This window comes from Streptomyces sp. Root1304 (genome assembly GCF_001426405.1).
Taxonomy (GTDB): domain Bacteria; phylum Actinomycetota; class Actinomycetes; order Streptomycetales; family Streptomycetaceae; genus Streptomyces.
The window spans coordinates 128,552-150,655 of sequence record NZ_LMEP01000023.1; the positions used below are offsets into that span (position 1 = coordinate 128,552).

Below are 22,104 nucleotides of genomic sequence, written 5' to 3' on the forward strand. Positions count from 1 at the left end.
GTCCGGCCGGCCGGCGGCGGACCGTCAGCCCAGTACGACCGGCAGGTCGAACAGGTCGTTCTGCGTGACGACCGGCTTGTTGCGCAGCTCCTCGCGCGGCACCGCGAGCCGCAGCTCAGGGAACCTCGCGTACAGCGCGGGCAGCGCCACCGACGCCTCCAGACGGGACAGCGCCGCGCCGGGGCAGACGTGCGGGCCGTGACCGAAGGAGATGTGACGGTTCGGCGTACGGGTCACGTCGAAGTCGCCCGCCGTCGGGCCGAACTGCGCCTCGTCCCGGCCGATCGCGCCGAAGGAGACGATGAGGGCCTCGCCCTTCGGCAGGACGCGGTCGCCGATCTCGATGTCCTCGGCGGCGAAGCGGATGAGCACGTGCGAGGTCGGCGTCGACCAGCGCAGCGTCTCCTCGATGACGTTCTCCCACGGCACCTCGCCCTTGAGGACCCGGGCGCGCTGCTCGGGGTGGGTCTCCAGGGCGACGACAGCGTTGACGATCAGGCTGATCGTCGTCTCGTGCCCGGCCGCCACCATCAGCTGGAGGGTGTTGGTGATCTCCTCCGTGCTGAGCCGGTCGCCGCCCTCCGAGGCCTCGATCAGCGCGCTGGTGAGGTCGTCGCCGGGCTGCTCCGTCTTCGCCGCCACGATCCCGGCGAAGAGGGCGCCCAGGTCCGCCATCATCTGCGGCACCTCCTCCGGAGGCGTCTGCGTCGAGAAGAACTTGTCGAACAGCGCCTTCAGCCGGGGCTGGTCGGCCGCGTCGACACCCATCAGCTCGCAGACCACGTTCATCGGCAGCGGGAACGCGAACCCGGCCTTCAGGTCCACGACCTCACCGGCCGGACGCTCGGCCAGCCGGTCCAGCATGCCCTCGGTGAGGGCCTCGATGCCCTCGCGCAGCCGCTCCACCCGGCGCGCGGTCAGCGCCTGCGCGACCAGGGTGCGCAGCCGCCGGTGCTCCTCGCCGTCCACCGTCAGCATCGACCTGCCCGGGTTGGCCAGGCCGATCAGCGGCCAGTCCATCGGTATCTCGCCGCGCTGCCAGGCACCCCAGACGTCGATGTCCTTGACGAGCCGGGAGTCGGTCAGCAGCCGCCGGGCCTCGGCGTGGTGCGTGACGGCCCAGCACGGCACCCCACCGGGCAGCACGACACGGGCGAGCGGACCGGCGGCGCGCAGCCGGGCGCTCTCGCCGTCCAGGTCGCCGACGAACGGGTCCAGGGCGATGACCTCGGCGCCGTTCGCGGCGGTGTGGTCGTACGGGCAGCTCATCCGATGGCTCCAAGTGCGGGTGTCGGGGTGTAGGTCACGGGGAGCGCGGACAGACCGCGCAGCCAGGGGGAGGGGCGACGGGCGAGGTCGCCCGCGGTCACGGCGAGGTCCACGTCGGGCAGCCGGTCGAGCAGCACCTCGATGCCCGTCCGGGCGATGGTCTCGGCCACTTCCTGGGCCGGGAACGGGCAGCGGTGCTCACCGTGCCCGAAGGACAGGTGGGCGTTGTTGCCGCCGGTGAACGCGCCCGAGTCGGTGCGCACGTGCGGGTCGGAGTTGGCGGCGGCCAGCCCGAGCAGCAGCAGATCGCCCTGGCCGATCACGCGCCCGCCGAGGTGGGTGTCGCGCGAGGCCCAACGGCCGGCGACGTTCTGGGTGGGGGTGTCCTCCCACAGGACCTCGTTCATGGCCTCGCCGACGCTGTGCCGGCCGCCCGCGAGCGAGGCCGCGAAGCGGTCGTCGGTGAGCATCAGACGCAGCGAGTTGCCGATCCAGTCGGCGGTGGGCTGGTGGCCCGCGGCCATCATCACCATGAGGTCCTGGGCGACCTCCTCCAGGGAGAACCCGGCGGTGTTGCCGAGCATCCGGGAGGCCACGTCGTCGCCGGGCTCAGCCGACTTGGCGGCGAGCAGCGCGAACATGGACTCGCCCAGGTGGCGCTGGCCCTCCAGGGCCCCCTCCTGGCCGTTGATCATGTCGTTCATGGCGGTGACGAGGGCCGGGCCCTGCTCGTCGGCGAAGCCGTAGACGCTGGCGAGGACCCGTACCGGCAGGAGCATCGCGTACTCGGCGATGATGTCGCAGGAGCCCTTGGCGCACAGCGCGTCGATGAGTTCGTCGGCGAAGCGCTCGGCCCGCTGCCGCAGCACGAACGGGTCGATCGCCTCCAGCGCCCCGGAGACGACGGCGGCGCGCTCGCGGTGCCGCTCGCCCACGGTGTAGAGGATGGACGGCTGCTTGCGGCCGATCATGGGCAGCAGCGGCCAGTCCGCCGGGATGGCGTCCCACTGGTTCCACAGGTCGGAGTCGCGGGAGAAGAGCACCGGGTCGCTGGTGACCTGGTGCAGCTCGCGGTAGCCGACGACCAGCCACGCCGGGATGCCGCCGTCCAGGACGACCGGCGCGACCGCCCCGTGTTCGCGCCGGATCTGCCGGTACAGCTCCGTGGGGTCGGTCTGGAACCTGGGCCCGCTCAGGGGGACGGGCTGGGGTTCGGGGTGGGTCACGGGGTGTGCTCCGGGATCGGCTGGGACGTCGGCCGCGGGGCCGAGGCGACGACGGTGCGCAGGTGTTCGACGAGCGAGATGAGGACCTGCTTGCTGGACTCCCGCGAACGGGCGTCGCAGAGGACCAGCGGGACCTCGTCGGCGAGGTCGAGGGCCTCGCGGATCTGGGCGGGGGAGTGGGAGGGTCCGCCGAAGTCGTTGCAGGCGACGACGAACGGCGTGCCGTGGTGTTCCAGGCGGTCGATCGCGTACCAGGAATCGGCGAGCCGGCGCGTGTCGACGAGCACGACGGCGCCCAGCGTCCCGGAGAACAGCCGGTCCCAGAGGAACCAGAACCGTTCCTGTCCGGGCGCCCCGAACAGGTACAGGATGTTGTGGGCGTCCAGCGAGATCCGGCCGAAGTCGAAGGCCACGGTGGTGGCCGTCTTCGAGCTGACGCCGACGGTGTCGTCGACGCCTTCGCCGGCCTGCGTCATCGTCTCCTCGGTGTTCAGCGGACGGATCTCGCTGACCGAGCGGACCAGGGTGGTCTTGCCGACGCCGAATCCGCCGACGACGACGATCTTCAGTCCGTTGTCGGCGGTGCTCTGCAGGGTCTGGCGCTGTTCAGAGGTTACGGAGTCCAACGAGCACCTGCTCCAGGATGTCGTGATCGGGAAGGCGGTACGACGAGCGGGGATGCCGCACGTGGATCCGGCCCGTGTCGTGCAGGTCTGCCAGGAGGATCCGGGTGATCGACACGGGCAGGCCGAGTCCGGCGGCGACTTCCACCACCGCCGTGGGGAAACGGCACATCCGGAGGATCGCGGCGTGCTCGGACTGCATGCCCGGAACCGGATCGCTCTCGGTGACGATGAGCGTCACCAGGTCGAAGGCGTCGGAACCGGCGCGGCTGCGCCCGCCGGTGAGGGTGTAGAGCCGGTCGGGGGAGTCGTCCCGTCCCGGCCTGCCGCGACTCATCCCCGGGGCCTCGCTACCAGGTGCTCGCCCAACTGCTCGACCAGCTCCGACATGTTGTGGCCGACGAGCCCGGCGTCGGCGTCCTCGTCGGCGACGAGAGCGAGGTGGGCGCCCTCGCCGGCCTCGACGATGAACAGGATGCCGCCGTAGAACTCGGCCATCGCCGAGCGGACCCCGCCCGTGCCGTCACCGAACTCCACGGAGGCACCGTGCGAGAGGCTCTGGATGCCCGCGGCGATGGCGGCGAGCTGGTCCGCCTGGTCGACGGTGAGCCCGGCGGTACGGCAGAGCTTGAGGCCGTCGCGGGAGAGCACCAGGGCGTGACGGGTGCCCGGGGTGCGTTCCAGGAGGCCCTCAAGGAGCCAGCTGAGCTTCTCGTCGGTGGTGGTGCCGGTCATTGCGGGGTGCCTTCCGGGGACGGGGAGTTCGGGGTGTTTCGGGGCTCGGAGGCGTCCGGCCCGGTCACGGCCGGGCGCGCGGTCTCCTGGGGGGCGGAGTCCGGCCGGGGGGAATCGAGCGGGGCGGATTCCGGCTGGGCGGGCTCGGGCAGCGGGGCTTCCGTCTGGGAGGCGGCGCGGACGGCCTGGCGGAAGGTGCCGAAGCGGCTCGCCGCCCCGGCCGCGGCGCCCGTGCGCGGGCTCGCGGTACGGGGTTTGGCGGCGGCGTCCGGCCCCTCGGGGTGGGCCGCCGCCAGGGCCCGGCCGCGGCGGCGGCGCGGGAGACCGCTCTCGCCGAACCGCGGGTGCTCGCCGGTGCCTTCGGCCGCGCTGTCGTGCACGGCCTCCGGCTCGGGAGCCGGAGCGACGGCCGGCGCGGGGGCGGTGGTCCGGTCCGGTGCCTCGCCGGTGGCCTGCGCGGGTACGGACACCCCGCGGCCGGCCGGGGGAGCCGGCGGGGGCGTGGGCGCGGCCTGGGGCTCCATGGGGGTACGGCTGATCAGTTCCTGGGGCAGCATCAGCAGGGCGCCGGTGCCGCCGCGCGCCGAGGGGCGGAACGACACGGTCAGGCCGTGCTTGCGGGCCAGCCGGCCGACGACGGCCAGACCCAGCCGGGTGCCGGACAGGCCGGCCAGGTCCTGCGCGGCCGAGCCCACGGCGGCCTCGGCGCGCCGCAGCTGCACGTCGCTCATCACCAGACCGCTGTCCTCGACGGCGATCATGATGCCGGCCGGGACCTCTTCCACGTAGATGTGGACCTCGGCGGTGGGCGGGGAGAAGTTGGCGGCGTTGTCCATGAGTTCGGCGAGGGCGTGCATGACGCCCTCGGCCGCGTGGCCGGCGACGGCCGCGTCGCTGCTGGAGTGCAGACGCACCCGCTGGTAGCCGCCGATCCGGCCCATGGCGCCGCGCAGGATCGACTCCATGCCGATCGGGCGGGCCCAGCGGCGGCCGGAGCGCGCTCCGGTGAGCACGGCGACGGAGTCGGCGAGCCTGCCCGCCTGGGCGGTGCGGTGGTCGAGGTGGAGGAGGTCGGTGAGGACGTCCTCGTCCGCGTGCCGGTGCTCCATCTCGCGCAGGTCCGCGAGCATGCTGGTGGCGAGGGCCTGCATCCGGCCCGCCGCGTTGGCCGAGGCGGCCATGGCGGCGGAGCGGCCGGATTCGGCGCGGCGCAGCCGGGCTTCGAGCCGCTCGACGTCGGCGGCCCGTTCACGGACGAGCGCCGTCGTCCGGGCGGTGTGGGAGCTGACGAGTTCCTCGGTACGCGCCGCGTGGGCGGCCTCGGCCGCCGCGGCCCGCGCCTCGTACCGCTCCTTGAGGGTGGCGGTCTCGCGCGCGGCGGACGCCCGCGACTGGGCGGCGTAGGTCTCCCGCGAGGCGAGCTCGGCGGAGAGGGTCTCGACCCGGCGGCTCAGCGTCCGCGAGGTGCGGCCGTACCAGGTGACGGCGAAGGCCGCCGCGGAGAGCAGCAGGACGCCGCAGGCGGCGAACCAGGCGAGCGCGGTGCGGACGCCGTCCGGCGCCGCGGTGGCCGCGGCGGCGGCGACCGCGCCACCCGCTGCGGCTGTCAGCGACGAGGCGATCAGGGCAGGGCGGAAGGGGGTGGGTGACGCCGACATCAACCAGACTCTCGGGACAGGCACACGGGGAAGGGAGTCGTAACGTCGGCACTATAGATCTGTTGTTGATCAATACGGAACTCAGTCGACCGGATCGTCATTCTTTACATGGCACATGTATCGCTTATGTGCCCAAGAAAGTCCGACGTTGTTCGTTCTGCGCCGAAGTGGCGGGTGGGGGAGGGGGCCTGACCCTCTGTGGGCCCACGTCCCCCGGGGGCGACGCACCGGTGCCGGCACCGGTGCGTCGGACGGGGTCGACGGGGTTCGAGGCCGGCGCCGGCGCCGGGGTCAGGCGGACCCGGAAGCTTCGGCCGGGTCGTGGATCGTGATCGCCTGTACGGGGCAGGCGCGGGCGGCCTCGTCCAGCAGCGTGTCGTCCCCGTCGGGGCCGGCCTCGGGACCGCCGTCCTCCCGGCCGGGCACGACCATCCCGAATCCGTCGTCGTCCTGGGTGAAGAACCCCGGTGAGGTCAGGGCGCACTGTCCGGCGCCGATGCACAGGTCTCCGTCGATCGTGACGCGCATCCGCGGCACTCCTCTCACCAGTTGACGGGGAGGGCGAGCATCCCCTGGATCGTGTCGCCCGGCTTGAACGGGATCTCCTCGGCGGGTGCGTCGAGCCGCAGCCCCGGCAGCCGGCGCAGCAGCGTCCCGAGCGCGATCTCCAGCTCGGCGCGGGCCAGGTTCTGCCCCAGGCACTGGTGGATGCCGAAGCCGAACGCCACGTGGTGGCGGGCCGATCGGGTCCAGTCCAGGCTGTCCGGATCGCTGTAGGCGGCGGCGTCCCGGTTGATCACCGAGGTCGAGAACGCCACGCCCTCGCCCGCGCGGATGACCGTCCCGGAGACGTCGATGTCCTCGCGCGCGACCCGCAGCAGTCCGTCCGCGATCGACAGGAACCGCAGCAACTCCTCGACGGCGGTGGGGACGAGCGCGGGATCGGCCCGCAGCTCCGCCATCCGCTCGGGATGGTCGAGCAGCGTGTACGTACCGAGGGAGATCATGTTCGCCGTGGTCTCGTGTCCGGCGATCAGCAGGATCGTGGCGAGCTGCACCAGCTCCTGCCGGTCCGGGCCGCCGTTCCCGGCGCCCTGGGCCACGAGGTCGTCGATGACGCCTTCGCCCGGCTTCGCCCGCTTGCGGTCGATCAGGTCGCCGAGGTACTCCTCCAGTTGGGCCAGGGCGTCCTCGGTGTCCGCGCCGGTCGGCCCGCGCAGCAGCCGCCGCGACTGTTCCTCGAAGAACTCGTGGTCCTCGTACGGCACACCGAGCAGGTCGCAGATGACCATCGACGGCACCGGCAGGGCGAAGGCGCTCACCAGCTCGGCGGGCGGCCCCTGGGCCTCCATGGCGTCCAGCAGGCGGTCGACGGTCTCCTGGATGCGGGGCCGCAGACCTTCCGTGCGCTTGAGGGTGAAGCTCGGGATGAGCAGCCGGCGCTGGGCGTTGTGCTCGGGGTCGTCCCAGCCGAGCAGCGCGGCACGGCGGCGCCGCCGCAGCGTTCCCGCGCGCTCGGTCGGCATCGGGAAGTCGGGCCGGGTGGAGTCGGTGGACAGGCGCGGGTCCGCGAGGAGCGCGCGGGCGGCCCCGTGCCCGGTGACCAGCCACACCTGCCGCCCGTCCCAGAGCGTCACCCGTGACAGCGGGCGTTCCTCGGCGGGCCGGGGGTAGTCGGTCGGCGGGTGGTAGGGGCAGGTCCGGGACTGCGGAAACGCAACGGCTTTCGTCATGGGAGGCCTCGCTAGGTGCGAATCGGTGACTCTGACGTGGGTGCCGTCTCCACTACATGCCTCAGGCACCTATCTGGTCTACGCGTAGTTCGGCCAATCCACCCGATCGGACCCACGGGGTCTCGGCCACCCGCCCGGTCGGCGCCGCGGAGGGTGTCGCAGGGGGCGCTCACCCGGGCAGGGCCCCGATGGGGGACCGGGGCGAATGAGGGGGACACCGTCCTTCTCCCCTTGCTATGTTGAGCCGCATGTCCAGTCCTGAGGCGGAGAGAAGCCGGCCACCGGTGATCGGTGGCTGATCGCGCAACCCTCTGACGACCCTGCCTCCTTCGGCCCTTCGCCGAGCAGTGCGTCGCGGATCCGCCATGGATCAACCGCATCGCGGGATCGCGCCCGGAGTCCCCTCCGCGGCGGCTCCCACGCGACCCCCGGACCTTCCGTCCGCGCGTCGCGTCCCCCTGTTTCTGCGATGTAGTCGGAGCTTCTCCATGCCCTTCGCCGTCTACGTTCTCGGGCTCGCGGTCTTCGCCCAGGGAACGTCGGAATTCATGCTGTCCGGTCTCGTGCACGACATGGCCGCCGACTTCGGGGTGTCCCTCGCGGCCGTCGGCTCGCTCACCTCCGCCTTCGCCGTCGGCATGGTCGTCGGCGCGCCGCTGGTCGCCGTGCTCAGCCTGCGGTGGCCCCGCCGCCGGGCGCTGCTGGCCTTCCTCCTCACCTTCCTCCTCGCCCACGTCGTCGGCGCCCTCACCCACAGCTTCGACGTCCTCTTCGTCACGCGGGTGGTCGCCGCCCTCGCCAACGCCGGCTTCCTCGCCGTCGGCCTCTCCACCGCCGCCGCCATGGCGGGACCGGAGGCCAAGGGCCGGGCGACCTCGGTCCTGTTGAGCGGAGTGACCCTGGCGTGCGTCGCCGGAGTTCCGCTCGGTGCCGTCGTGGGCGAGGTGTGGGGCTGGCGCTCCGCCTTCTGGGGCGTCGCCCTCGTCTCCGCGCCCGCCGTCCTCGCGATCCTGCGGTCCGTGCCGGCGACGCCCGTCGACCCCGGGGCGCCCGGCGTCCGCCATGAACTGCGGGCGCTGCGCACCCCCCGGCTGATCGTCACGCTCGCTCTCGGAGCGCTGGTGAACGGCGCGACGTTCTGCTCCTTCACGTATCTCGCCCCCGTCGTCACCGAGGTCACGGGCCTGAGCGCCGGGTGGGTTCCCGCCACGCTGGCGCTCTTCGGCATCGGCTCCTTCGTCGGCGTCAACCTGGGCGGCCGGCTGGCGGACCGCCGGCCCGGCCCGGTCCTCGTGGCCGGCGGCGCGGCACTGGCGGCGGGCTGGCTGCTGCTCGCCCTCGTGGCCGGCCACCCGGTGGCCGCGCTCCTCCTCGTCCTCGTCCAGGGGACGCTGTCCTTCGGCGTCGGCTCCACCCTGATCGCCCGGGCCCTCTACGCGGCCTCCGGGGCGCCCACCCTGTCCGGCGGCTTCGCCACCGCCGCGCTGAACGTCGGCGCGGTGGCGGGCCCCGTCCTGGGCGGTCTCGCCCTCGGCACGGGACTCGGCTTCCGCGCGCCGCCGGTCGTGAGCGCCGCGCTCGTGGCCGTCGCCCTCCTGGTCGCCGGCGCGGCCCGCCGCACCCTGAGGAGGGAAGGCGCGGCCGTGCGTTCGGAAGCCCAGGGTTCAGGGCGGGCGAACGTCAATTCGTGATCGGTTCATGGCGTGTTCGGTGCGGTGAATGGTCATTTAATGCGCCCTGAATGACCGGTGGAGGTAGCCCTTCCAGCTCGGGCACATGGGGAACCCGAACTGACTATGCTCCCCTCTGTGTTGCGATGCGGTCACAGCGAGTCATGAACGCTGTGTGCTCGCGGACGGAACGCGGCGGCGGGAAGCGACCATCGACGCGCTCTCGGAGCGCCCCGTCGGCGCATCGCCTCACCCCAGTCCGCTCATTCCCAGTCTGCTGAGGGACCCCTTGATGGTTCGTGCAGGATCGATGTCCAGAGCCCGCCCGCCCGCGCCCCCTCGGGTCTGGCTCCTCACCCCCGGAGTGCTGGCCGGCGCCTTGATGGCAGCGTTGCTCCTCTCGCCTGCACACATACGTACGGCCGTGGCCTGGTACGGGCTCGGCGCGATCCTCCTCGCGCTCGCCGCCTCCGCCGAGACCGCGCGCCGGCTGCGCACCGCCGACGAGGCCCGCACCAGCCGGGCGGGAGCCGAGGAGCGCGCGTACTACGCGCAGCGCGAGGCGGCCCTGCTCGGCCGCCTCGCCGACCAGCAGGCCGCCACCGTGTGGCTCGCCGAGGAACTGCTGCCCGCGGCCGTCGCCCGGCTCCGCAGGGGCGCGCCCGCCTCGGAGGTCCTGCGGTCCGCCGCCTTCGGAAGCCACCTCGACGAGGACTTCGCCGAAGCGCTCCGGGGCGCCCTCGGGGCACTCCTGGAAGCGGTGGAGGCCGAGGAGCACACCCGCGACGCCTCCCAGCGCACCCTGGTCGCCGTCGCGCGCCGGGTCCAGGCGATCGTGCACCAGCTCGCCAAGGACCTGCACACCATGCAGATCGTCCACGGTAACGACCTCGTGGTCTCCCGGGGCCTCCAGGACGTCGACCACCGCAACGCCCTGATCGGGCGGCTCGCGGCCAGCATCGCCGTCCTCGGCGACGCCCGCCCCGGACGGCAGTGGTCGAAGGCGATCCCGCTCTACGACGTGCTCCGCGGCGCCATGTCCCGCATCGTGGACTACCCCCGCGTGAAGCTGACCTCGGTGGCCGAGGTGGCCGTGGTCGGACCCGGCTCCGAGCCGATGATCCACCTCCTCGCCGAACTCCTCGACAACGCCACCACGTTCTCGCCGCCCCACACCCCGGTGGAGGTCACCGCGAGCGAGGTGCCCTCCGGCATCGCGATCGAGATCGAGGACCGCGGCGTCGGACTCACCGAAGAGGTCCGGCACCGCATCGAACGCGTCATGAAGCAGTCGATGTCGGGCATCCAGCTGGCGAGCCTGGGCGAAGTGACCCAGCTCGGCCTGCCGGTCGTCAGCCGGCTCGCCCGCGAGCACGGCTGCGAGGTCGACCTGCGCACCTCCGCCTACGGAGGCGTACGGGCCGTCGTCCTCGTGCCCAGGAATCTGATCACCACGGTCCCGCAGCCCGTCATGCGCTTCCCGGAACCCGTCCGGAAGCGCGCGGTCAGCGGTCCGGTCCTGCCGAGGGTGGTGCCGCCGGTGGAGGCCTCCACGGAATCCGGCGAGGTCAGGAAGACCCCCAACGGACTCCCGCAGCGCCGCAGGGAGTCGCCCGTCCCGACCCCCGTCGTCGTGGCCGGTCCGACACCCCCGCCCGCCGGGGACTCCTCCGGCACGACCCGCCCCCCGGGTCTGATGTGGGAGGCCTTCAACGGCGACAAGCGAGCGGCTGCCGAACCCTCCACTTCCCCCAGCGAACCGTCAGATGAGGTTGAGTAACATGCAGCCACTGCCCAACATGGACTGGATGCTCAAGGAGCTCGTGGGCAGCGTCCCGTACGTGCGCCACGTGGTCGTCCTGTCGTCGGACGGGCTGTGCATCGGGCAGGCGAACACGGAGCCCGACGCCGCCGACGCCATCGCCGCCGCCTGTTCCGGCATCCAGAGCCTGGCGCGGGCCATCGCCCAGATGTTCCCGGAAGGGAACGGCACGACCCGGATGGTCGGGATCGAGGCCGACGGCGGCTACTTCTCCCTGATGGCCGCGGGCCCGGGGGCGTACCTCGCGGTCCTCGCCGACCAGGAGGTGGACGCCGGCCTCCTGGGGGACCGCATGCGGACCCTGGTGGTCAGGATCGGCCAGCACATGACCAGCCCGCCCCGGGATGACGTCGGGCAGGCGATGTGACATCAGAGAACCGGAACCCCTGGGAGGAAGGCAACCCCGTCCCCCTCTACGTCATCACCGGCGGGGGTTTCTCGGCCGAGACCTTCAACCTGGTCACCCTCATCGCGGCGAGGTCCACACCGGACCCCGCGATGCAGCCGGAGCAGGCGGCCATCCTCACCATGTGCACGTACCCGCTGTCGGTCGCCGAGCTGTCGGCCTACCTCAGCCTGCCGTTCAGCGTCGTCACCGTGCTCCTGTCCCAACTCGTCGACGAGGAAAGGGTCGAGGCCATCGCGCCCGTCCCCGTCGCGGCGTTCCCCGAACGAGGCCTACTCGAGGCGGTGATCCATGGACTACGCAAGCTCTGACGCGCCCGCCGTCATCGGACCGCGCGGCACCGACATGCTGCTGCCGTACGGCGCCCGGGGCGTCAAGATCGTGGTCGTCGGCGGCTTCGGAGTCGGCAAGACGACCATGGTCGGGACGGTGAGCGAGATCCCGCCCCTGACCACCGAGGAGACCATGACGCAGGCGGGCGTCGGGATCGACCACAACCCCGGCGCCCAGGGCAAGAACACCACGACCGTCGCCCTGGACTTCGGCCGGATCAGCATCAACGAGGAGCTGATCCTCTATCTGTTCGGGACCCCGGGACAGGAACGCTTCTGGTTCCTGTGGAACGGCATCTTCGAAGGCGCCCTCGGCGCCGTGGTGCTCGTCGACACCCGGCGCGTCGAGGTCTGTTTCGAGGTGGTCACCCGCCTGGAGGACCGCCGCGTCCCCTTCGTCGTGGCCGTCAACAGCTTCCCGGAAGCCCCGCAGTACCCCGTAGAAGAACTGCGCACCGCTCTGGCCCTCAGCGATTCCGTGCCCATCGTCACCTGTGACGCACGCGACCGGGCGTCCTGCCGTGACGCCCTGCTCTCGCTGATGGTCTACCTGTGCACCCTCGCAGCCGCCCAGGAGACCGCATGACCGTCCCACCCGCCGAACACACCACCGCGCTGCCCGGACAGACCCCGCCCCCGGGCTGCCCGGCCCACGTGGCCACCACAGGACCCGGCGGAGCGAGCCGGCTCTACGGCCCCGCCGCCGTGACGGACCCCATGGGCCTGTACGAGGAACTGCGCGCCGCCCACGGCCCGGTGGCGCCCGTCCTGCTCGACGGCGACGTCCGCGCCTGGCTCGTCCTCGGCTACCTCGAGAACCGCGACGTGGCCAGCCGCCCCACCCAGTTCTCCCGCGACCCGCGCGTCTGGCACGGCTGGACGAGCGGGGAGATCGACCCGGCGACCTCGCCGCTGGTCCCGATGATCGGCTGGCGCCCCGACTGCGTGTGCGCGGACGGCGAGGAACACCAGCGGCTGCGCGGCGCGGTCACCGCGGGACTCGACCAGTTCGACCACCGGGGGCTCCGCCGGCACATCACCCGCTTCGCCCACGAGCTGATCGACACCTTCTGCGAGGACGGCGAGGCGGAGCTCGTCGAGCAGTTCACCGAGCACCTGCCCATGCTCACGCTCACGCATCTGCTCGGCATGTCGGACGAGGCCGGACCCGGGCTCGTGCACGCCGCCCGTGACCTCTTCAAGGCCACCGAGACCTCGCTCGCCAGCAACGCGTACGTCCTGGAGAGCCTGGAGAAGCTGGTCGTCACCAAGCGCTCCCGTCCGGGGCACGACATCGCCTCCGCGCTGCTCGCCCACCCCGCGGGCCTCTCCGACGAGGAGGTGCAGCACCACCTGCGCCTGATCCTGCTCGCCGGGTACGAGACGACCGCCAACCTGATGTCCAACGTCCTGCGCATGGTCGTCACCGACCCGCGGTTCAGGGGCTCCCTGGCGGGCGGTCAGATGACCCTGCCCGAAGCCGTGGAGCAGGTCCTCTGGGACGAGCCGCCGCTGATGGTGTGTCCGGGCCGCTGGGCCAACGGCGACACCACCCTCGGCGGGCAGCAGATCAAGGCGGGGGACATGCTCCTGCTCGGCCTCGCCGCCGGAAACGTCGACGAGGCGATCCGGCCGAACCCCGCGACCCCGGTGCACCACAACCGCGCGCACCTGTCCTTCAGCGCCGGCAACCACGAGTGCCCCGGTCAGGACATCGGCCGCATCATCGCCGACACCGGCATCGACATCCTCCTCACCCGGCTCCCCGACATCGCCCTCTCGGTGCCCGAGGAGAGCCTCACCTGGCGCTCCACCACGTGGGCACGGCACCTCACGGCTCTGCCGGTGCAGTTCGTCTCCCGGGCGCCGCAGGTCCACGACCAGCCCGCCCCGCTGCCGCCCCCGCCCGCCCGGACCGACACGGGTCCGCCGGCGCCGCCGCGGCCGCAGGCCGAGCCGGCCCGGGGGACCGCGCCCCGGGGCAGCTGGTGGACGCGCGTCCTGAGGATGCTGGGGTGGCGGTAGCGCCGTACGACCGGACTCCGCGGGTGATCCCGTGCTCCGGAGGACCGCACCGCACGGCCGTACCCTCCCGTACGGCTGTGCGGTGTCCTCACTCCTGGAAGGCGGGGACGTCCGTGGGGGCGTACCGGGGGGCACCGGTGTACCAGGCGTGGATCCCCGAAAGGAAGCCGCACGCGCCCCGGAGCCAGGTCTCCAGCTCGGCGCGCTCGGCCTCGTCGAGCCCGGCGCGCTCGACGACCGGCGGCAGCTCGGTCCGCCGGAGGTGCTCGAAGTCCCGCATCCGGGAGTTGACCAGGTTCAGGGCGGCGGGGACGGCGTCGTGGAGCGGGATGCCCAGGGAGGTGCCGAGGACCAGGACGAGGTTGTTGACGTCGTGCTCCTCGTTGACCTCGCGGTCGTAGGAGGCGATGTCGTTGGCGAGCCCCATGTAGTCCATGAAGGCGTCGAGGAGGGCGCGGACGGTCCGGCTGCGCCGTATCTGCTCGGGTATTCGCGCGCCGGTGGCCAGCTCCACGGAGTAGGGGGCGGTGTGCGCGGCGAAGCTCTCCCGGCGGAACGGCGCGTACTCGATCAGATGGGGGACACGGCCGCCCCGGCTGTTGGCCAGTTCCTCGACGCCGGCGTCCACGTACCTCACGAGGGCCCGGTTGAACTCATGGCGCCAGTGGGCGAGTCGGGGCGGGAAGAGCTGGCCCTGGAGGTCGGCGATGCCCCGCTCGACGGCGTTCGTCGGCTCCGGCAGCCGGGCTCCGGGCTCCGGTCGCAGGAAGGCGTGCAGGCGCGTGGTGAACGCGCGCGCGGCGGGCAGGTCGCCGGTCTGCTTGAAGGCGGCGGCGAAGTAGTCGTCCCAGGCCAGCGCCCAGATGTTGAACCGGTGGTTCAGCCGCAGGTCGGCGAGTGACGCGTCCGGCAGGGTCCAGGCGGTGAGCTGGTCGACGGTCATCGCGTGGAAGCGGTCCGGGGTCCAGATCGGCCGGTGCGCCGACGGCCTCCCTTCGCCGCCCAGCATGCCCATCGCACGGGCCCACGTCTCGCTCTCCTGGCGCAGAGCGGGCAGGCAGGGGTTCACCCGCAGGGGGTGGGGCATCCACAACTCGGGGATCTCGACGGCGTGCACGGTCATGGGGACCGACCCCCTCCTCTTTCGGCCCGTCCCGGTGTGCGGACGGGCCCCACACACACGAACAACGGACGATTCACGTCACCACGGCACCGAGGACGGCCGATTCCCGCCCTACGGCTCTCCAAACCTGCCCGCCCCGAACGACCGGCAACCCCTCCACCGACGTGGACCGGTGATCAGAAGGAGAATTAACCGGAGGGGAACGGTCCTGCGAACGATCCGACTGGGGCGCATTCCGCAACTCCCCGCACAGCGGCCCATCATAGGGGCCTTGTCCGGGAGCCCGGCCCGCTGCAAGATCGCTGGGAGAGCGACGACGACGGACCTGTGGTCCGAGGAGTGGGGGGCGGGACATGAGGGCGGCTGCTACGAGGAGACCGGGCGGGGCGTCATGAGCGCGATGGCCAAGGGCGGGAACGGCTTCGTTCCCACCGTGCCGCTGAACGTCGCGGTGCGGGGCGCCGGACTGGACGCCATGGCAATGCTGTTGACGGACGGCGGGACGGTCGGCGGCGACGGGGACGTCGTCTTCCACGGGGCGCCCGCGCACCCCTCCGGGGCGGTCCGGCTGACCGGCGGCGGGACGGGCACGGCGTGGCTGGAGATCGGCCTCGCCACCCTGGAGGCGCGGATCGAGCGGGTGCTCGTCGTCGCCTCGACGGAGAACGGGTCGATGCGGGACGTGGCCGGGCTGTGCGTGGAGGCCTTCGCCCCCGACGGCACGTCGGTGGCGCGGTACGACGTCACGGACGCCGCCGGGGAGACCGCGATGGTGCTGGCGGAGCTGTACCGGCGGGCGGGCGGCTGGAAGTTCCGTGCGGTGGGCCAGGGTTACGCGAACGGCCTCGCGGGCCTGGCGACGGATCACGGCGTCGACGTGGCCGGGCCGGCACCGGCCGGGGCGTCGGTGGTTCCCCCGGTCGCGCCTGCGCAGCCGGCGCCGGTGGCAAGGCAAGTGGTGGGCGGAGCACCGGAGTTCAAGACCCCAAATGCACCGATGCCGATGCCGATGCCGATGCCCGCGCCGGTGCCGCTTCCGCCGCCCCCGGCGGCGCCGACACCGCTGCCACCGCCGGCCGCTCCCGCCCCGTGGGCGGCCCCGCCGGTCGTGCCCGCAGCCCCCGCCGCGTGGGCGCCTCCGCCCGTCCTGCGGACGCCCGGGGCCCCGTGGTCGTACGGCCCCGTCTTCGAGCCCCTCACCTGGACCGGCCGCGACAACGACGTGATCACCGTCGAGGGTCTCCCGCCGGGGCCGGTCGTCGTCCAGCTGGACATCGACGGCGACGGCTACACGGGGCTCACCGTCCTCGACCGCCGCAACAAGGAGGCGGACAACCTCGTCAACAGCACGGAGGACGACTTCTGGGGGCGCGTGCTCGCGCAGGTGCCGAAGAAGGGGCCGCTGCGCCTCAAGCTGGAGGCCGAGGGGCCGTGGAGGGTCGAGGTCTCCCCGCTGGCCATGGCCCGTCACCTGACGGAGGACGAGGTGGACTACCGCGGTCCCGACGTGCTGCTGCACACCGGCGGTGCGGCCGACCTGACGGTGCACTACCGCGGTGACGAGAACCTGATCGTCAACATCTACGAACTCGCCGGCCACCACGACCACACCGCCCTGCCCGACGACGAGAACGTGCTCAACGAGATCGGCAGGCGGCGCGAGACCGTGCCGCTGCCCGAGGGGCCGCTCGTGGTGCAGTTCGAGATGGCGGACGGTCCCTGGCGCGCCCGGCTGAAGCGTCTCCGGGGGTGATCCGGGCGCAGGGCGCCCCCACCGTGCTCAGGTGGTCGGGTGCCCGGCGCCGTCCGTGTGTCCGGCCTGGCTGGAGAACTTGTTCAGGAAGACGTCGTAGCGGCCGTCCGGGCGGAGGCTGAGCGTCGCGCCGTCCTGCCAGATGCCGTTCTCGGGCCACCACTGGGAGTCGGCCGGGTCGCCCTGGTTCTGGTGGATGTTGTGCACGCCGAGGTCTCCCTCGGTGTCGTGCTCGAAGGGCTCGCCGAAGACGAGGACGCGTCCGCCGGGCACGAGGACGGACTCCAGCGCGGCGGCGGCGTCGGCGTTCGAGCCCGCTTGCCAGGGGCGGGAGCCGAGCAGATCGAGGAGGTCCCGCAGCCAGGACGGCGGGCGGCGCTCGAACAGGACGCCGCTGTGGTCCACCAGCTCCGGGTGACGGAGCAGGTCCAGGGCACCCGAGTCCGGCGAGGGGGCGAGGGTGTGGAAGCCCGGGGCGAGGGCCGCGGCGGGCCCGACGGCGGCGGCGTCCAGGGTGAACGTCTTCCACTGCACGCCCACGTTGGACTTGTGGCTGTCGACGTCCACGGCGCACTGGTACCGCCCGTCGGGAGCGTCCACCTCCAGATGGAGGTGGAACCAGCGGCCCTGGTCGTCCGGCTGGTCGCGGTAGTGGCGGTGCAGCGTTCCCGAGAGCACGCCGTAGCTCGTGAAGGGCATGGCTCCAGTGAAACACCGGTGGCTACGGAGAGCATCCGTAACGTGTCCGTACGTGATGTCACCCCGTCTCCGCCCTCGGATGCGCACGGAAGCGTTCCGGGAGCGAACCCTCGCGAGTTACTCGCGGGTACGGCATGCTGGTCGTCCATCGATCGCGAGGCCGGGGGCTGAGACAGCGGTGTCCACATTCGAGGAACTGACCACGGTGCACGCCTTCAGGGACGACTCCCTGGGGGAGCACGACGCCGTGGGACTCGCCGCGGCGATACGGCGGGGCGAGGTGAGCGCCGCCGAGGCCGCCAGGGACGCGGCCGAGCGCGTCCGGGCCGTCGAAGGGCGGCTGCACGCGGTGCAGGTGCGCGTGTCCGCCCCCGCGCCGGCCGCCGGGACCGGCGGCGGGGCACTGGCCGGGGTGCCGACCTTCGTCAAGGACAACACCGACTACCTCGGGCTGCCCACGGGCCACGGCAGCTCCGCCTTCACCCCGAGGACCGCGCGGCGGCACGCGCCCTTCGCCCGGCAGCTCCTGAGCACCGGCGCCACGGTGCTCGGCAAGACACGGCTGCCCGAGTTCGGGTTCAGCCCGAGCACGGAGTACGAGGCCGCCGAGCCCGTGCGCAACCCGTGGAACACGGGGCACTCGGCGGGCGGTTCGTCCGGCGGCAGCGCGGCGCTGGTGGCCGCCGGTGCGGTGCCCTTCGCCCACGCCAACGACGGCGGCGGCTCGATCCGGATCCCCGCCGCCTGCTGCGGACTCGTCGGCCTCAAGCCGACCCGGGGCCGGGTCGTGACGAACGCCCAGAGCCGTCAGCTGCCCCTCGACATCGTCATCGACGGCATCGTGAGCCGGTCCGTTCGGGACACCGCCGCGTTCCTCGCGGCGGCCGAGGAGCACTGGCGCAACCCGAAGCTGCCGCCCCTCGGCCTCGTCGAGGGCCCCTCGGCGCGGCGGCTGCGCGTCGGCTTCCTGCTCGACTCGCCGAACGGCGTGCCCACCGACGCCGCCACCCGCGAGGCCGTCACGGAGACCGTGGCCACGCTCGAACGGCTCGGCCACACCGTGGAACCGGTGGAGCTGACCCTCGATCCCCGGTTCACCGAGGACTTCCTCACGTACTGGGGGATGCTGTCGTTCCTGCTCGGCATCACGGGCCGCGGCTTCGGCGCGGACTTCGACCGGCACCGCATGGACGGCCTCAGCCGAGGGCTGCGCGAGGACTACCTCACGAGCTGGCGGAGCACCCCGGGCGTGCTGCACCGGCTCAAGCGTACGAGGGAGGCGTACGCGGCCGCGTTCCGCGGGCTCGACCTGGTGCTGTCGCCGGTCCTCGCCCACACGACACCACGCCTCGGCCACCTCAGCCCCACCGTCCCCTACCGGACCCTGATCGACCGGATCCTCGCGTACGTCGCCTTCACCCCGGTCAACAACGTCGTCGGCACCCCGTCGCTCTCCCTCCCGGCCGTCCGGCCGACGGAGGAGGGCCTGCCCATCGGCGTGATGTTCTCCGCCCGTCCCGGCGCCGAGCGGACCCTCCTGGAGCTCGCCTTCGAACTGGAGGCGGACCGCCCGTTCCGACGGATCCAGGGCGTCTGACCCGGGAAGGCACCGCGCTCCTCGTGCTCGTGCACGGAACCACGTGCGGGAGCCGGGCGGTCGCCCGCCCGGCTCCCGCGTCGCCGTCCGCGTGTCCCCGGCGGTCGGCTCCGGCTCAGCTGCCGCCGCCCAGGGCGCGCCGGAGCTGTTCCTTGTTCATCTTCGAGCGGCCGTCGATGTTGCGGCGCTTGGCCTCCTCGTAGAGCTGGTCGTACGTACGCCCCTCGGCCCCGCTGTGCGAGCGCCGGCCGCCGCGCTCGCCCGAGGACATGTCCTCCCGCGACAACCGGCTGGAGGTCTTCGACTCGCCGTGCCGCGCCCGTTCCTTGTTCACCGTGCGGGCGGCGATCTCCTCGGCGCGCTTCTCGCTCTCGCCGCGCTGCTTCGCGCTCTCCTTGACGTGCTCGTACTGCCGCTCCCGCTTGGGGCTGGATCCGCGAGGCATGGCGTGCTCCTTCCGGGGTGACACGAAGGCTTCCGGCGTCCGTCCCCCGGCGGCTACCCGCCGTCCCGCCGGTCACTCCACCTTCTTCGCCGTGTGCCGGCTCCGGGCCCACAGCGGGAGCGCGAACCAGCACAGCAGGTACCAGGCCAGGACCCCGCCCACGAGCCAGGGCACGATCGCGTTGTCGGTGGCCACACGCAGGATGAGGACGAGCGCGCTGGTGAGGGTGGCCAGCAGCAGCACGATGCCGATGAGGATCAGCCGGGACGCCCAGACGACCGCCTCGGGTTTGATCCGTCGTCCGGAGACGATCCGGTGGAAGGAGACCGGACCGATGAGCGCGCCGGTGGCCAGCGAGCCGAGGACCACGGTCAGGACGTAGATCCCCTTGTCGGTCGAGCCCAGGCTCGCGTACCGGGGGGTGAAGACGACGGTCAGCAGGAAGCCGAGGAGGATCTGTACGCCCGTCTGGGCCACCCGGATCTCCTGCATGAGGTCCTGCCACTGCCGGTCCGCGCGCTCCTCGGCGGTCTCCACCCGCCCCCGGCCGCCCGTGTCCGCCTGGCCGCCTCCCTCGTCTCCGGTCATCCTTCCCACCTTTCGGCTCGCCCCGCGGCCCGCCGGCCGCTCCGCCCGGTCCTGGCAGCATCACACGAGAACCTCCCGTCGGCCGGGCCGGACCGCACCCGGCCGGGCCCGCGGGGCGTACGCCGCCACCGGAATCGTGAACGGTTCACCGTGTACGACGGGCCCCCGGGGGAACCCGCCGAAGGAGAGAGGCCCCCGAACCGAGGCGCGGAGCCGACGATGAGCGAACCAGCCGGGACGAACAGCCGGACCCGTCGCCTCGGACTGCGGGGCGCGGAGTCGGTGGTCGCGCGCTGCCGGGACTTCTGCCGCGAGGCCCTCACCGACTGGGACTGGCCGGCGGCGCCGCCGTCGGCCGTGCTCACGGTGGAGGAACGGCAGATCGCCGTCGAGGACGTCCTGCTGCTGGTGTCGGAGGCCGTCACCAACGCCTGCCTCCACGCCGGCGGCCCGACGGAGCTCGTGATCCGGCTGGTCCCCGCGGAGCCGGGGACGCCCGACGCGGCCGTCGGGGTGCGGATCGAGGTGAGCGACCGGAGCAGCGGGGTCCCTCGGCTGCGGCCGCGGGGTGCGCCGGGGCGACCGGGAGGCAACGGGCTGATCGTGATCGACCGGCTCGCCCACGCCTGGGGGGTCGCCGCGAGGGACGGGGGCAAGTCCGTCTGGATGGACGTCGTGGCACCGGCTGGGTCGGTGGAACCGCCGGACGGTGCGTCAGGCCTCCTCGCCGCTGAATCGGCCGGCCCCGACGGGGAAGCCCCGGAGCCGTGACGGGGCCTGCGCGCCCCGGGCGGGCGTTCCCGAGGGGGCACGTCCGCGCGGTCCCGTGGGCTTCGCGGGCCTCGTCCTCGGAGTCCTGCCCGGCCGGTCCGGGCGGTCCGTGACGAGCGCGGTGCGCAGCTCGCCGATGATGCGGCTCAGGAGACGGGAGACGTGCATCTGCGAGAGTCCCAGGCGCTCGCCTATCTCCGCCTGGGTCAGCTCCTCGCCGAACCGCAGCGCCAGGATCGTCCGGTCCCGTTCGCAGAGCGCGGCGACGAGCGGCTTGAGCGCCTCCAGGTTCTCGATCTTCTCGTAGGCCTCGTCGTCGGTGCCCAGCCGGCGGGCGAGCATGCCGGGACCGCCGTCCTCGTCGTCCACGGGCACGTCGAGGGAACGGCTGGAGAAGCCGTTCGCGGCGATCCGGCCCTCGCGCAGCTCGGACTCGCTGACGTGGAGGCGCTCGCTGAGCTGCGCGTCCGTCGGCGGCCTGCCCAGCTCCTGTTCGAGGGCGTCGTTCGCCTTCGCCAGGTCGAGCCGCAGTTCCTGGAGGCGACGGGGCACGTGGACGCTCCAGCCGGTGTCCCGCAGGTGGCGTCTGATCTCGCCGAGCACGGTCGGCAGGGCGAAGGACATGAACTCGCACCCGCGGCCGGGGTCGAACCGGTTGATCGCCTTGATCAGGCCGACGGTGCCGACCTGGACGACGTCCTCCCAGGACTCCCCGGAGCGGCGGAACCGGGTCGCCGCGTACTTCACCAGGCTGAGGTTCAGCTCCACCAGGGTGTTGCGTACGTACGAGTAGTCGGCCGTGCCCTCCTCCAGTGAGCGGAGCCGCCGGAACAGGGTCGCCGACAGGGCGCGGGCGTCGTCGGTGCTGACCGACAGCGGATCCGCGATCTCGGGGAGGCCGTCGGTCACCTCGGGTGTGAGGTCGTCGACGGTTCCTGCGGTGATTCGGCGGTTCGGCATGGAAAGTCTCCTCGAAGAGGCCCCTCAGTGCTCCTACCCGCTCACACGCCGGGGAAGCGGAACGGGCCCGGACGATCCGGCGCGGGCACGGATCGTACGGCGAAGGGGCACGGATCGTGAGGAACGGGAATGCGTAGCGTTCGCCGGGGAAGGGGCCCCTTGGAGGGAACAGGGCAAGGAGAAGAGATCGGGTGGGAAGAACAGTGACCGCAGGGCATCGCACGACGGACGGGAACGGACTCCCGGTCCCACGTGACGCTGCCGAGGCGCGCGCCCGTGTGGCGAAGGCGCTGACGGTGGGGGCGTCCGGGCAGGGGGGCGTTCCGTCGCCCGTCGCACTCGGGGACGCGCTGCTCGTGACGTCCGAACTGGTGACGAACGCGCTCCGTCACGGGGGCGGCCTCACCGGCTTCGACGTGGAGCTCGACCCGACGGAGGTGAAGATCTCCGTCGCGGACGCGAGCGACGAGCTGCCGCACCGCTCGGGTCCCTCGGGTCCCGAGCGGGTCGTCGGGCTGCCCGAGGGAGGCTTCGGGTGGCCCATGATCAGGCTGCTCGCGCTGGAGGTCAGGCTGAGCCTGCCCTCGGCGGGCGGCAAGACCATCGAGGTGCGGCTGCCGCTGCGCTGACGGCAGGCCGCCGGCCGCTGCCGGGCGGGCCGGGCCCGCC

At 72.7% G+C, this 22,104-nt stretch carries 23 protein-coding genes; 10 read left to right on the forward strand and 13 right to left on the reverse strand.

The features are described from left to right. Window positions 1–24: 24 nt before the first annotated feature. From ASD33_RS22815 to ASD33_RS22850, 8 genes are all read right to left on the reverse strand, one after another. A complete protein-coding gene (locus ASD33_RS22815; protein WP_056563574.1) occupies window positions 25–1,269 on the reverse strand; it encodes a cytochrome P450 in 1,245 nt (414 codons plus the stop codon). Continuing rightward, on the reverse strand, window positions 1,266–2,495 hold the full coding sequence (locus ASD33_RS22820) for a cytochrome P450 (protein ID WP_056563579.1): 1,230 nt from the start codon (window positions 2,493–2,495) through the stop codon (window positions 1,266–1,268). The genes ASD33_RS22815 and ASD33_RS22820 overlap by 4 nt, the downstream gene beginning before the upstream one ends. Further along, window positions 2,492–3,121, reverse strand: coding sequence for an ATP/GTP-binding protein (locus tag ASD33_RS22825; protein ID WP_056563582.1), 630 nt, complete (start codon window positions 3,119–3,121; stop codon window positions 2,492–2,494). Before ASD33_RS22825 ends, ASD33_RS22820 begins: the two co-directional genes overlap by 4 nt. Beyond that, window positions 3,102–3,455, reverse strand: coding sequence for a DUF742 domain-containing protein (locus ASD33_RS22830; protein ID WP_056563586.1), 354 nt, complete (start codon window positions 3,453–3,455; stop codon window positions 3,102–3,104). The genes ASD33_RS22825 and ASD33_RS22830 overlap by 20 nt, the downstream gene beginning before the upstream one ends. Beyond that, complete coding sequence (locus tag ASD33_RS22835; RefSeq protein ID WP_056563589.1) at window positions 3,452–3,853, reverse strand: roadblock/LC7 domain-containing protein; 402 nt, start codon at window positions 3,851–3,853, stop codon at window positions 3,452–3,454. Before ASD33_RS22835 ends, ASD33_RS22830 begins: the two co-directional genes overlap by 4 nt. Next, window positions 3,850–5,511, reverse strand: a complete 1,662-nt coding sequence (locus tag ASD33_RS22840; RefSeq protein ID WP_063992018.1) for an ATP-binding protein — start codon at window positions 5,509–5,511, stop codon at window positions 3,850–3,852. The genes ASD33_RS22835 and ASD33_RS22840 overlap by 4 nt, the downstream gene beginning before the upstream one ends. A gap of 291 nt (window positions 5,512–5,802) precedes the next feature. Then, the gene (locus tag ASD33_RS22845) at window positions 5,803–6,039 is read right to left on the reverse strand and encodes a ferredoxin (RefSeq protein ID WP_056563591.1); all 237 of its coding nucleotides are present in this window, start codon (window positions 6,037–6,039) and stop codon (window positions 5,803–5,805) included. 14 nt (window positions 6,040–6,053) lie between these two features. After that, entirely contained in the window at window positions 6,054–7,244 is a 1,191-nt protein-coding gene (locus tag ASD33_RS22850) for a cytochrome P450 (RefSeq protein WP_056563594.1), read from the reverse strand. A gap of 488 nt (window positions 7,245–7,732) precedes the next feature. Between ASD33_RS22850 and ASD33_RS22855 the strand changes: the two genes are divergently transcribed. The 6 genes from ASD33_RS22855 (at window position 7,733) to ASD33_RS22880 (ending at window position 13,499) form a co-directional block, all read left to right on the forward strand. Further along, the gene (locus ASD33_RS22855) at window positions 7,733–8,935 is read left to right on the forward strand and encodes a Cmx/CmrA family chloramphenicol efflux MFS transporter (protein WP_056563597.1); all 1,203 of its coding nucleotides are present in this window, start codon (window positions 7,733–7,735) and stop codon (window positions 8,933–8,935) included. A gap of 403 nt (window positions 8,936–9,338) precedes the next feature. Next, complete coding sequence (locus tag ASD33_RS22860) at window positions 9,339–10,694, forward strand: ATP-binding protein (RefSeq protein ID WP_056563600.1); 1,356 nt, start codon at window positions 9,339–9,341, stop codon at window positions 10,692–10,694. Between the two features lies 1 nt (window position 10,695). Continuing rightward, complete coding sequence (locus ASD33_RS22865) at window positions 10,696–11,103, forward strand: roadblock/LC7 domain-containing protein (protein WP_242427228.1); 408 nt, start codon at window positions 10,696–10,698, stop codon at window positions 11,101–11,103. Further along, the gene (locus tag ASD33_RS22870; protein WP_056563601.1) at window positions 11,100–11,453 is read left to right on the forward strand and encodes a DUF742 domain-containing protein; all 354 of its coding nucleotides are present in this window, start codon (window positions 11,100–11,102) and stop codon (window positions 11,451–11,453) included. The genes ASD33_RS22865 and ASD33_RS22870 overlap by 4 nt, the downstream gene beginning before the upstream one ends. Continuing rightward, a complete protein-coding gene (locus tag ASD33_RS22875) occupies window positions 11,434–12,060 on the forward strand; it encodes an ATP/GTP-binding protein (RefSeq protein WP_056563603.1) in 627 nt (208 codons plus the stop codon). The genes ASD33_RS22870 and ASD33_RS22875 overlap by 20 nt, the downstream gene beginning before the upstream one ends. After that, window positions 12,057–13,499: a cytochrome P450 gene (locus ASD33_RS22880; protein ID WP_056563605.1), complete on the forward strand. Its 1,443-nt coding sequence runs from the start codon at window positions 12,057–12,059 to the stop codon at window positions 13,497–13,499. The genes ASD33_RS22875 and ASD33_RS22880 overlap by 4 nt, the downstream gene beginning before the upstream one ends. Before the next feature lie 88 nt (window positions 13,500–13,587). Here the strand turns inward: ASD33_RS22880 and ASD33_RS22885 are convergent, their stop codons facing one another. Next, on the reverse strand, window positions 13,588–14,622 hold the full coding sequence (locus ASD33_RS22885; RefSeq protein ID WP_056563607.1) for a hypothetical protein: 1,035 nt from the start codon (window positions 14,620–14,622) through the stop codon (window positions 13,588–13,590). A 271-nt stretch (window positions 14,623–14,893) separates the two neighbouring features. Here ASD33_RS22885 and ASD33_RS22890 point away from each other — a divergent pair, with 271 nt between their 5' ends. Further along, window positions 14,894–16,375 carry a TerD family protein gene (locus ASD33_RS22890; protein WP_242427229.1) on the forward strand — a complete coding sequence of 494 codons (1,482 nt, stop codon included), beginning with the start codon at window positions 14,894–14,896 and terminating at the stop codon, window positions 16,373–16,375. A 27-nt stretch (window positions 16,376–16,402) separates the two neighbouring features. Here the strand turns inward: ASD33_RS22890 and ASD33_RS22895 are convergent, their stop codons facing one another. Continuing rightward, complete coding sequence (locus ASD33_RS22895) at window positions 16,403–17,074, reverse strand: DUF2278 family protein (RefSeq protein ID WP_056563613.1); 672 nt, start codon at window positions 17,072–17,074, stop codon at window positions 16,403–16,405. Window positions 17,075–17,252: 178 nt separating this feature from the next. On the opposite strand from ASD33_RS22895, the gene ASD33_RS22900 reads away from it, so the two are divergent. After that, the gene (locus ASD33_RS22900) at window positions 17,253–18,671 is read left to right on the forward strand and encodes an amidase (protein WP_056563616.1); all 1,419 of its coding nucleotides are present in this window, start codon (window positions 17,253–17,255) and stop codon (window positions 18,669–18,671) included. 115 nt (window positions 18,672–18,786) lie between these two features. Here the strand turns inward: ASD33_RS22900 and ASD33_RS22905 are convergent, their stop codons facing one another. Next, window positions 18,787–19,116 carry a hypothetical protein gene (locus tag ASD33_RS22905; protein ID WP_056563619.1) on the reverse strand — a complete coding sequence of 110 codons (330 nt, stop codon included), beginning with the start codon at window positions 19,114–19,116 and terminating at the stop codon, window positions 18,787–18,789. Between the two features lie 72 nt (window positions 19,117–19,188). Continuing rightward, window positions 19,189–19,704, reverse strand: a complete 516-nt coding sequence (locus tag ASD33_RS22910) for a DUF6328 family protein (RefSeq protein ID WP_056563622.1) — start codon at window positions 19,702–19,704, stop codon at window positions 19,189–19,191. A 219-nt stretch (window positions 19,705–19,923) separates the two neighbouring features. On the opposite strand from ASD33_RS22910, the gene ASD33_RS22915 reads away from it, so the two are divergent. Further along, on the forward strand, window positions 19,924–20,475 hold the full coding sequence (locus ASD33_RS22915) for an ATP-binding protein (protein WP_063992016.1): 552 nt from the start codon (window positions 19,924–19,926) through the stop codon (window positions 20,473–20,475). Here the strand turns inward: ASD33_RS22915 and ASD33_RS22920 are convergent. Then, window positions 20,419–21,435, reverse strand: coding sequence for a SigB/SigF/SigG family RNA polymerase sigma factor (locus ASD33_RS22920; RefSeq protein ID WP_079044959.1), 1,017 nt, complete (start codon window positions 21,433–21,435; stop codon window positions 20,419–20,421). The genes ASD33_RS22915 and ASD33_RS22920 overlap by 57 nt on opposite strands. A 278-nt stretch (window positions 21,436–21,713) precedes the next feature. On the opposite strand from ASD33_RS22920, the gene ASD33_RS22925 reads away from it, so the two are divergent. Beyond that, window positions 21,714–22,064, forward strand: a complete 351-nt coding sequence (locus tag ASD33_RS22925; protein ID WP_056563625.1) for an ATP-binding protein — start codon at window positions 21,714–21,716, stop codon at window positions 22,062–22,064. Window positions 22,065–22,104: the final 40 nt, after the last annotated feature.

Bases quoted from the DNA above. Each gene is read 5' to 3' on its own strand.
- ASD33_RS22875 (WP_056563603.1), top strand. From the start codon at position 11,434: ATGGACTACGCAAGCTCTGACGCGCCCGCCGTCATCGGACCGCGCGGC.
- ASD33_RS22815 (WP_056563574.1), bottom strand. From the start codon at position 1,269: ATGAGCTGCCCGTACGACCACACCGCCGCGAACGGCGCCGAGGTCATC.
- ASD33_RS22835 (WP_056563589.1), bottom strand. From the start codon at position 3,853: ATGACCGGCACCACCACCGACGAGAAGCTCAGCTGGCTCCTTGAGGGC.
- ASD33_RS22895 (WP_056563613.1), bottom strand. From the start codon at position 17,074: ATGCCCTTCACGAGCTACGGCGTGCTCTCGGGAACGCTGCACCGCCAC.
- ASD33_RS22920 (WP_079044959.1), bottom strand. From the start codon at position 21,435: ATGCCGAACCGCCGAATCACCGCAGGAACCGTCGACGACCTCACACCC.
- ASD33_RS22915 (WP_063992016.1), top strand. From the start codon at position 19,924: ATGAGCGAACCAGCCGGGACGAACAGCCGGACCCGTCGCCTCGGACTG.
- ASD33_RS22855 (WP_056563597.1), top strand. From the start codon at position 7,733: ATGCCCTTCGCCGTCTACGTTCTCGGGCTCGCGGTCTTCGCCCAGGGA.
- ASD33_RS22865 (WP_242427228.1), top strand. From the start codon at position 10,696: ATGCAGCCACTGCCCAACATGGACTGGATGCTCAAGGAGCTCGTGGGC.
- ASD33_RS22830 (WP_056563586.1), bottom strand. From the start codon at position 3,455: ATGAGTCGCGGCAGGCCGGGACGGGACGACTCCCCCGACCGGCTCTAC.
- ASD33_RS22880 (WP_056563605.1), top strand. From the start codon at position 12,057: ATGACCGTCCCACCCGCCGAACACACCACCGCGCTGCCCGGACAGACC.
- ASD33_RS22845 (WP_056563591.1), bottom strand. From the start codon at position 6,039: ATGCGCGTCACGATCGACGGAGACCTGTGCATCGGCGCCGGACAGTGC.
- ASD33_RS22840 (WP_063992018.1), bottom strand. From the start codon at position 5,511: ATGTCGGCGTCACCCACCCCCTTCCGCCCTGCCCTGATCGCCTCGTCG.
- ASD33_RS22910 (WP_056563622.1), bottom strand. From the start codon at position 19,704: ATGACCGGAGACGAGGGAGGCGGCCAGGCGGACACGGGCGGCCGGGGG.
- ASD33_RS22850 (WP_056563594.1), bottom strand. From the start codon at position 7,244: ATGACGAAAGCCGTTGCGTTTCCGCAGTCCCGGACCTGCCCCTACCAC.
- ASD33_RS22905 (WP_056563619.1), bottom strand. From the start codon at position 19,116: ATGCCTCGCGGATCCAGCCCCAAGCGGGAGCGGCAGTACGAGCACGTC.
- ASD33_RS22885 (WP_056563607.1), bottom strand. From the start codon at position 14,622: ATGACCGTGCACGCCGTCGAGATCCCCGAGTTGTGGATGCCCCACCCC.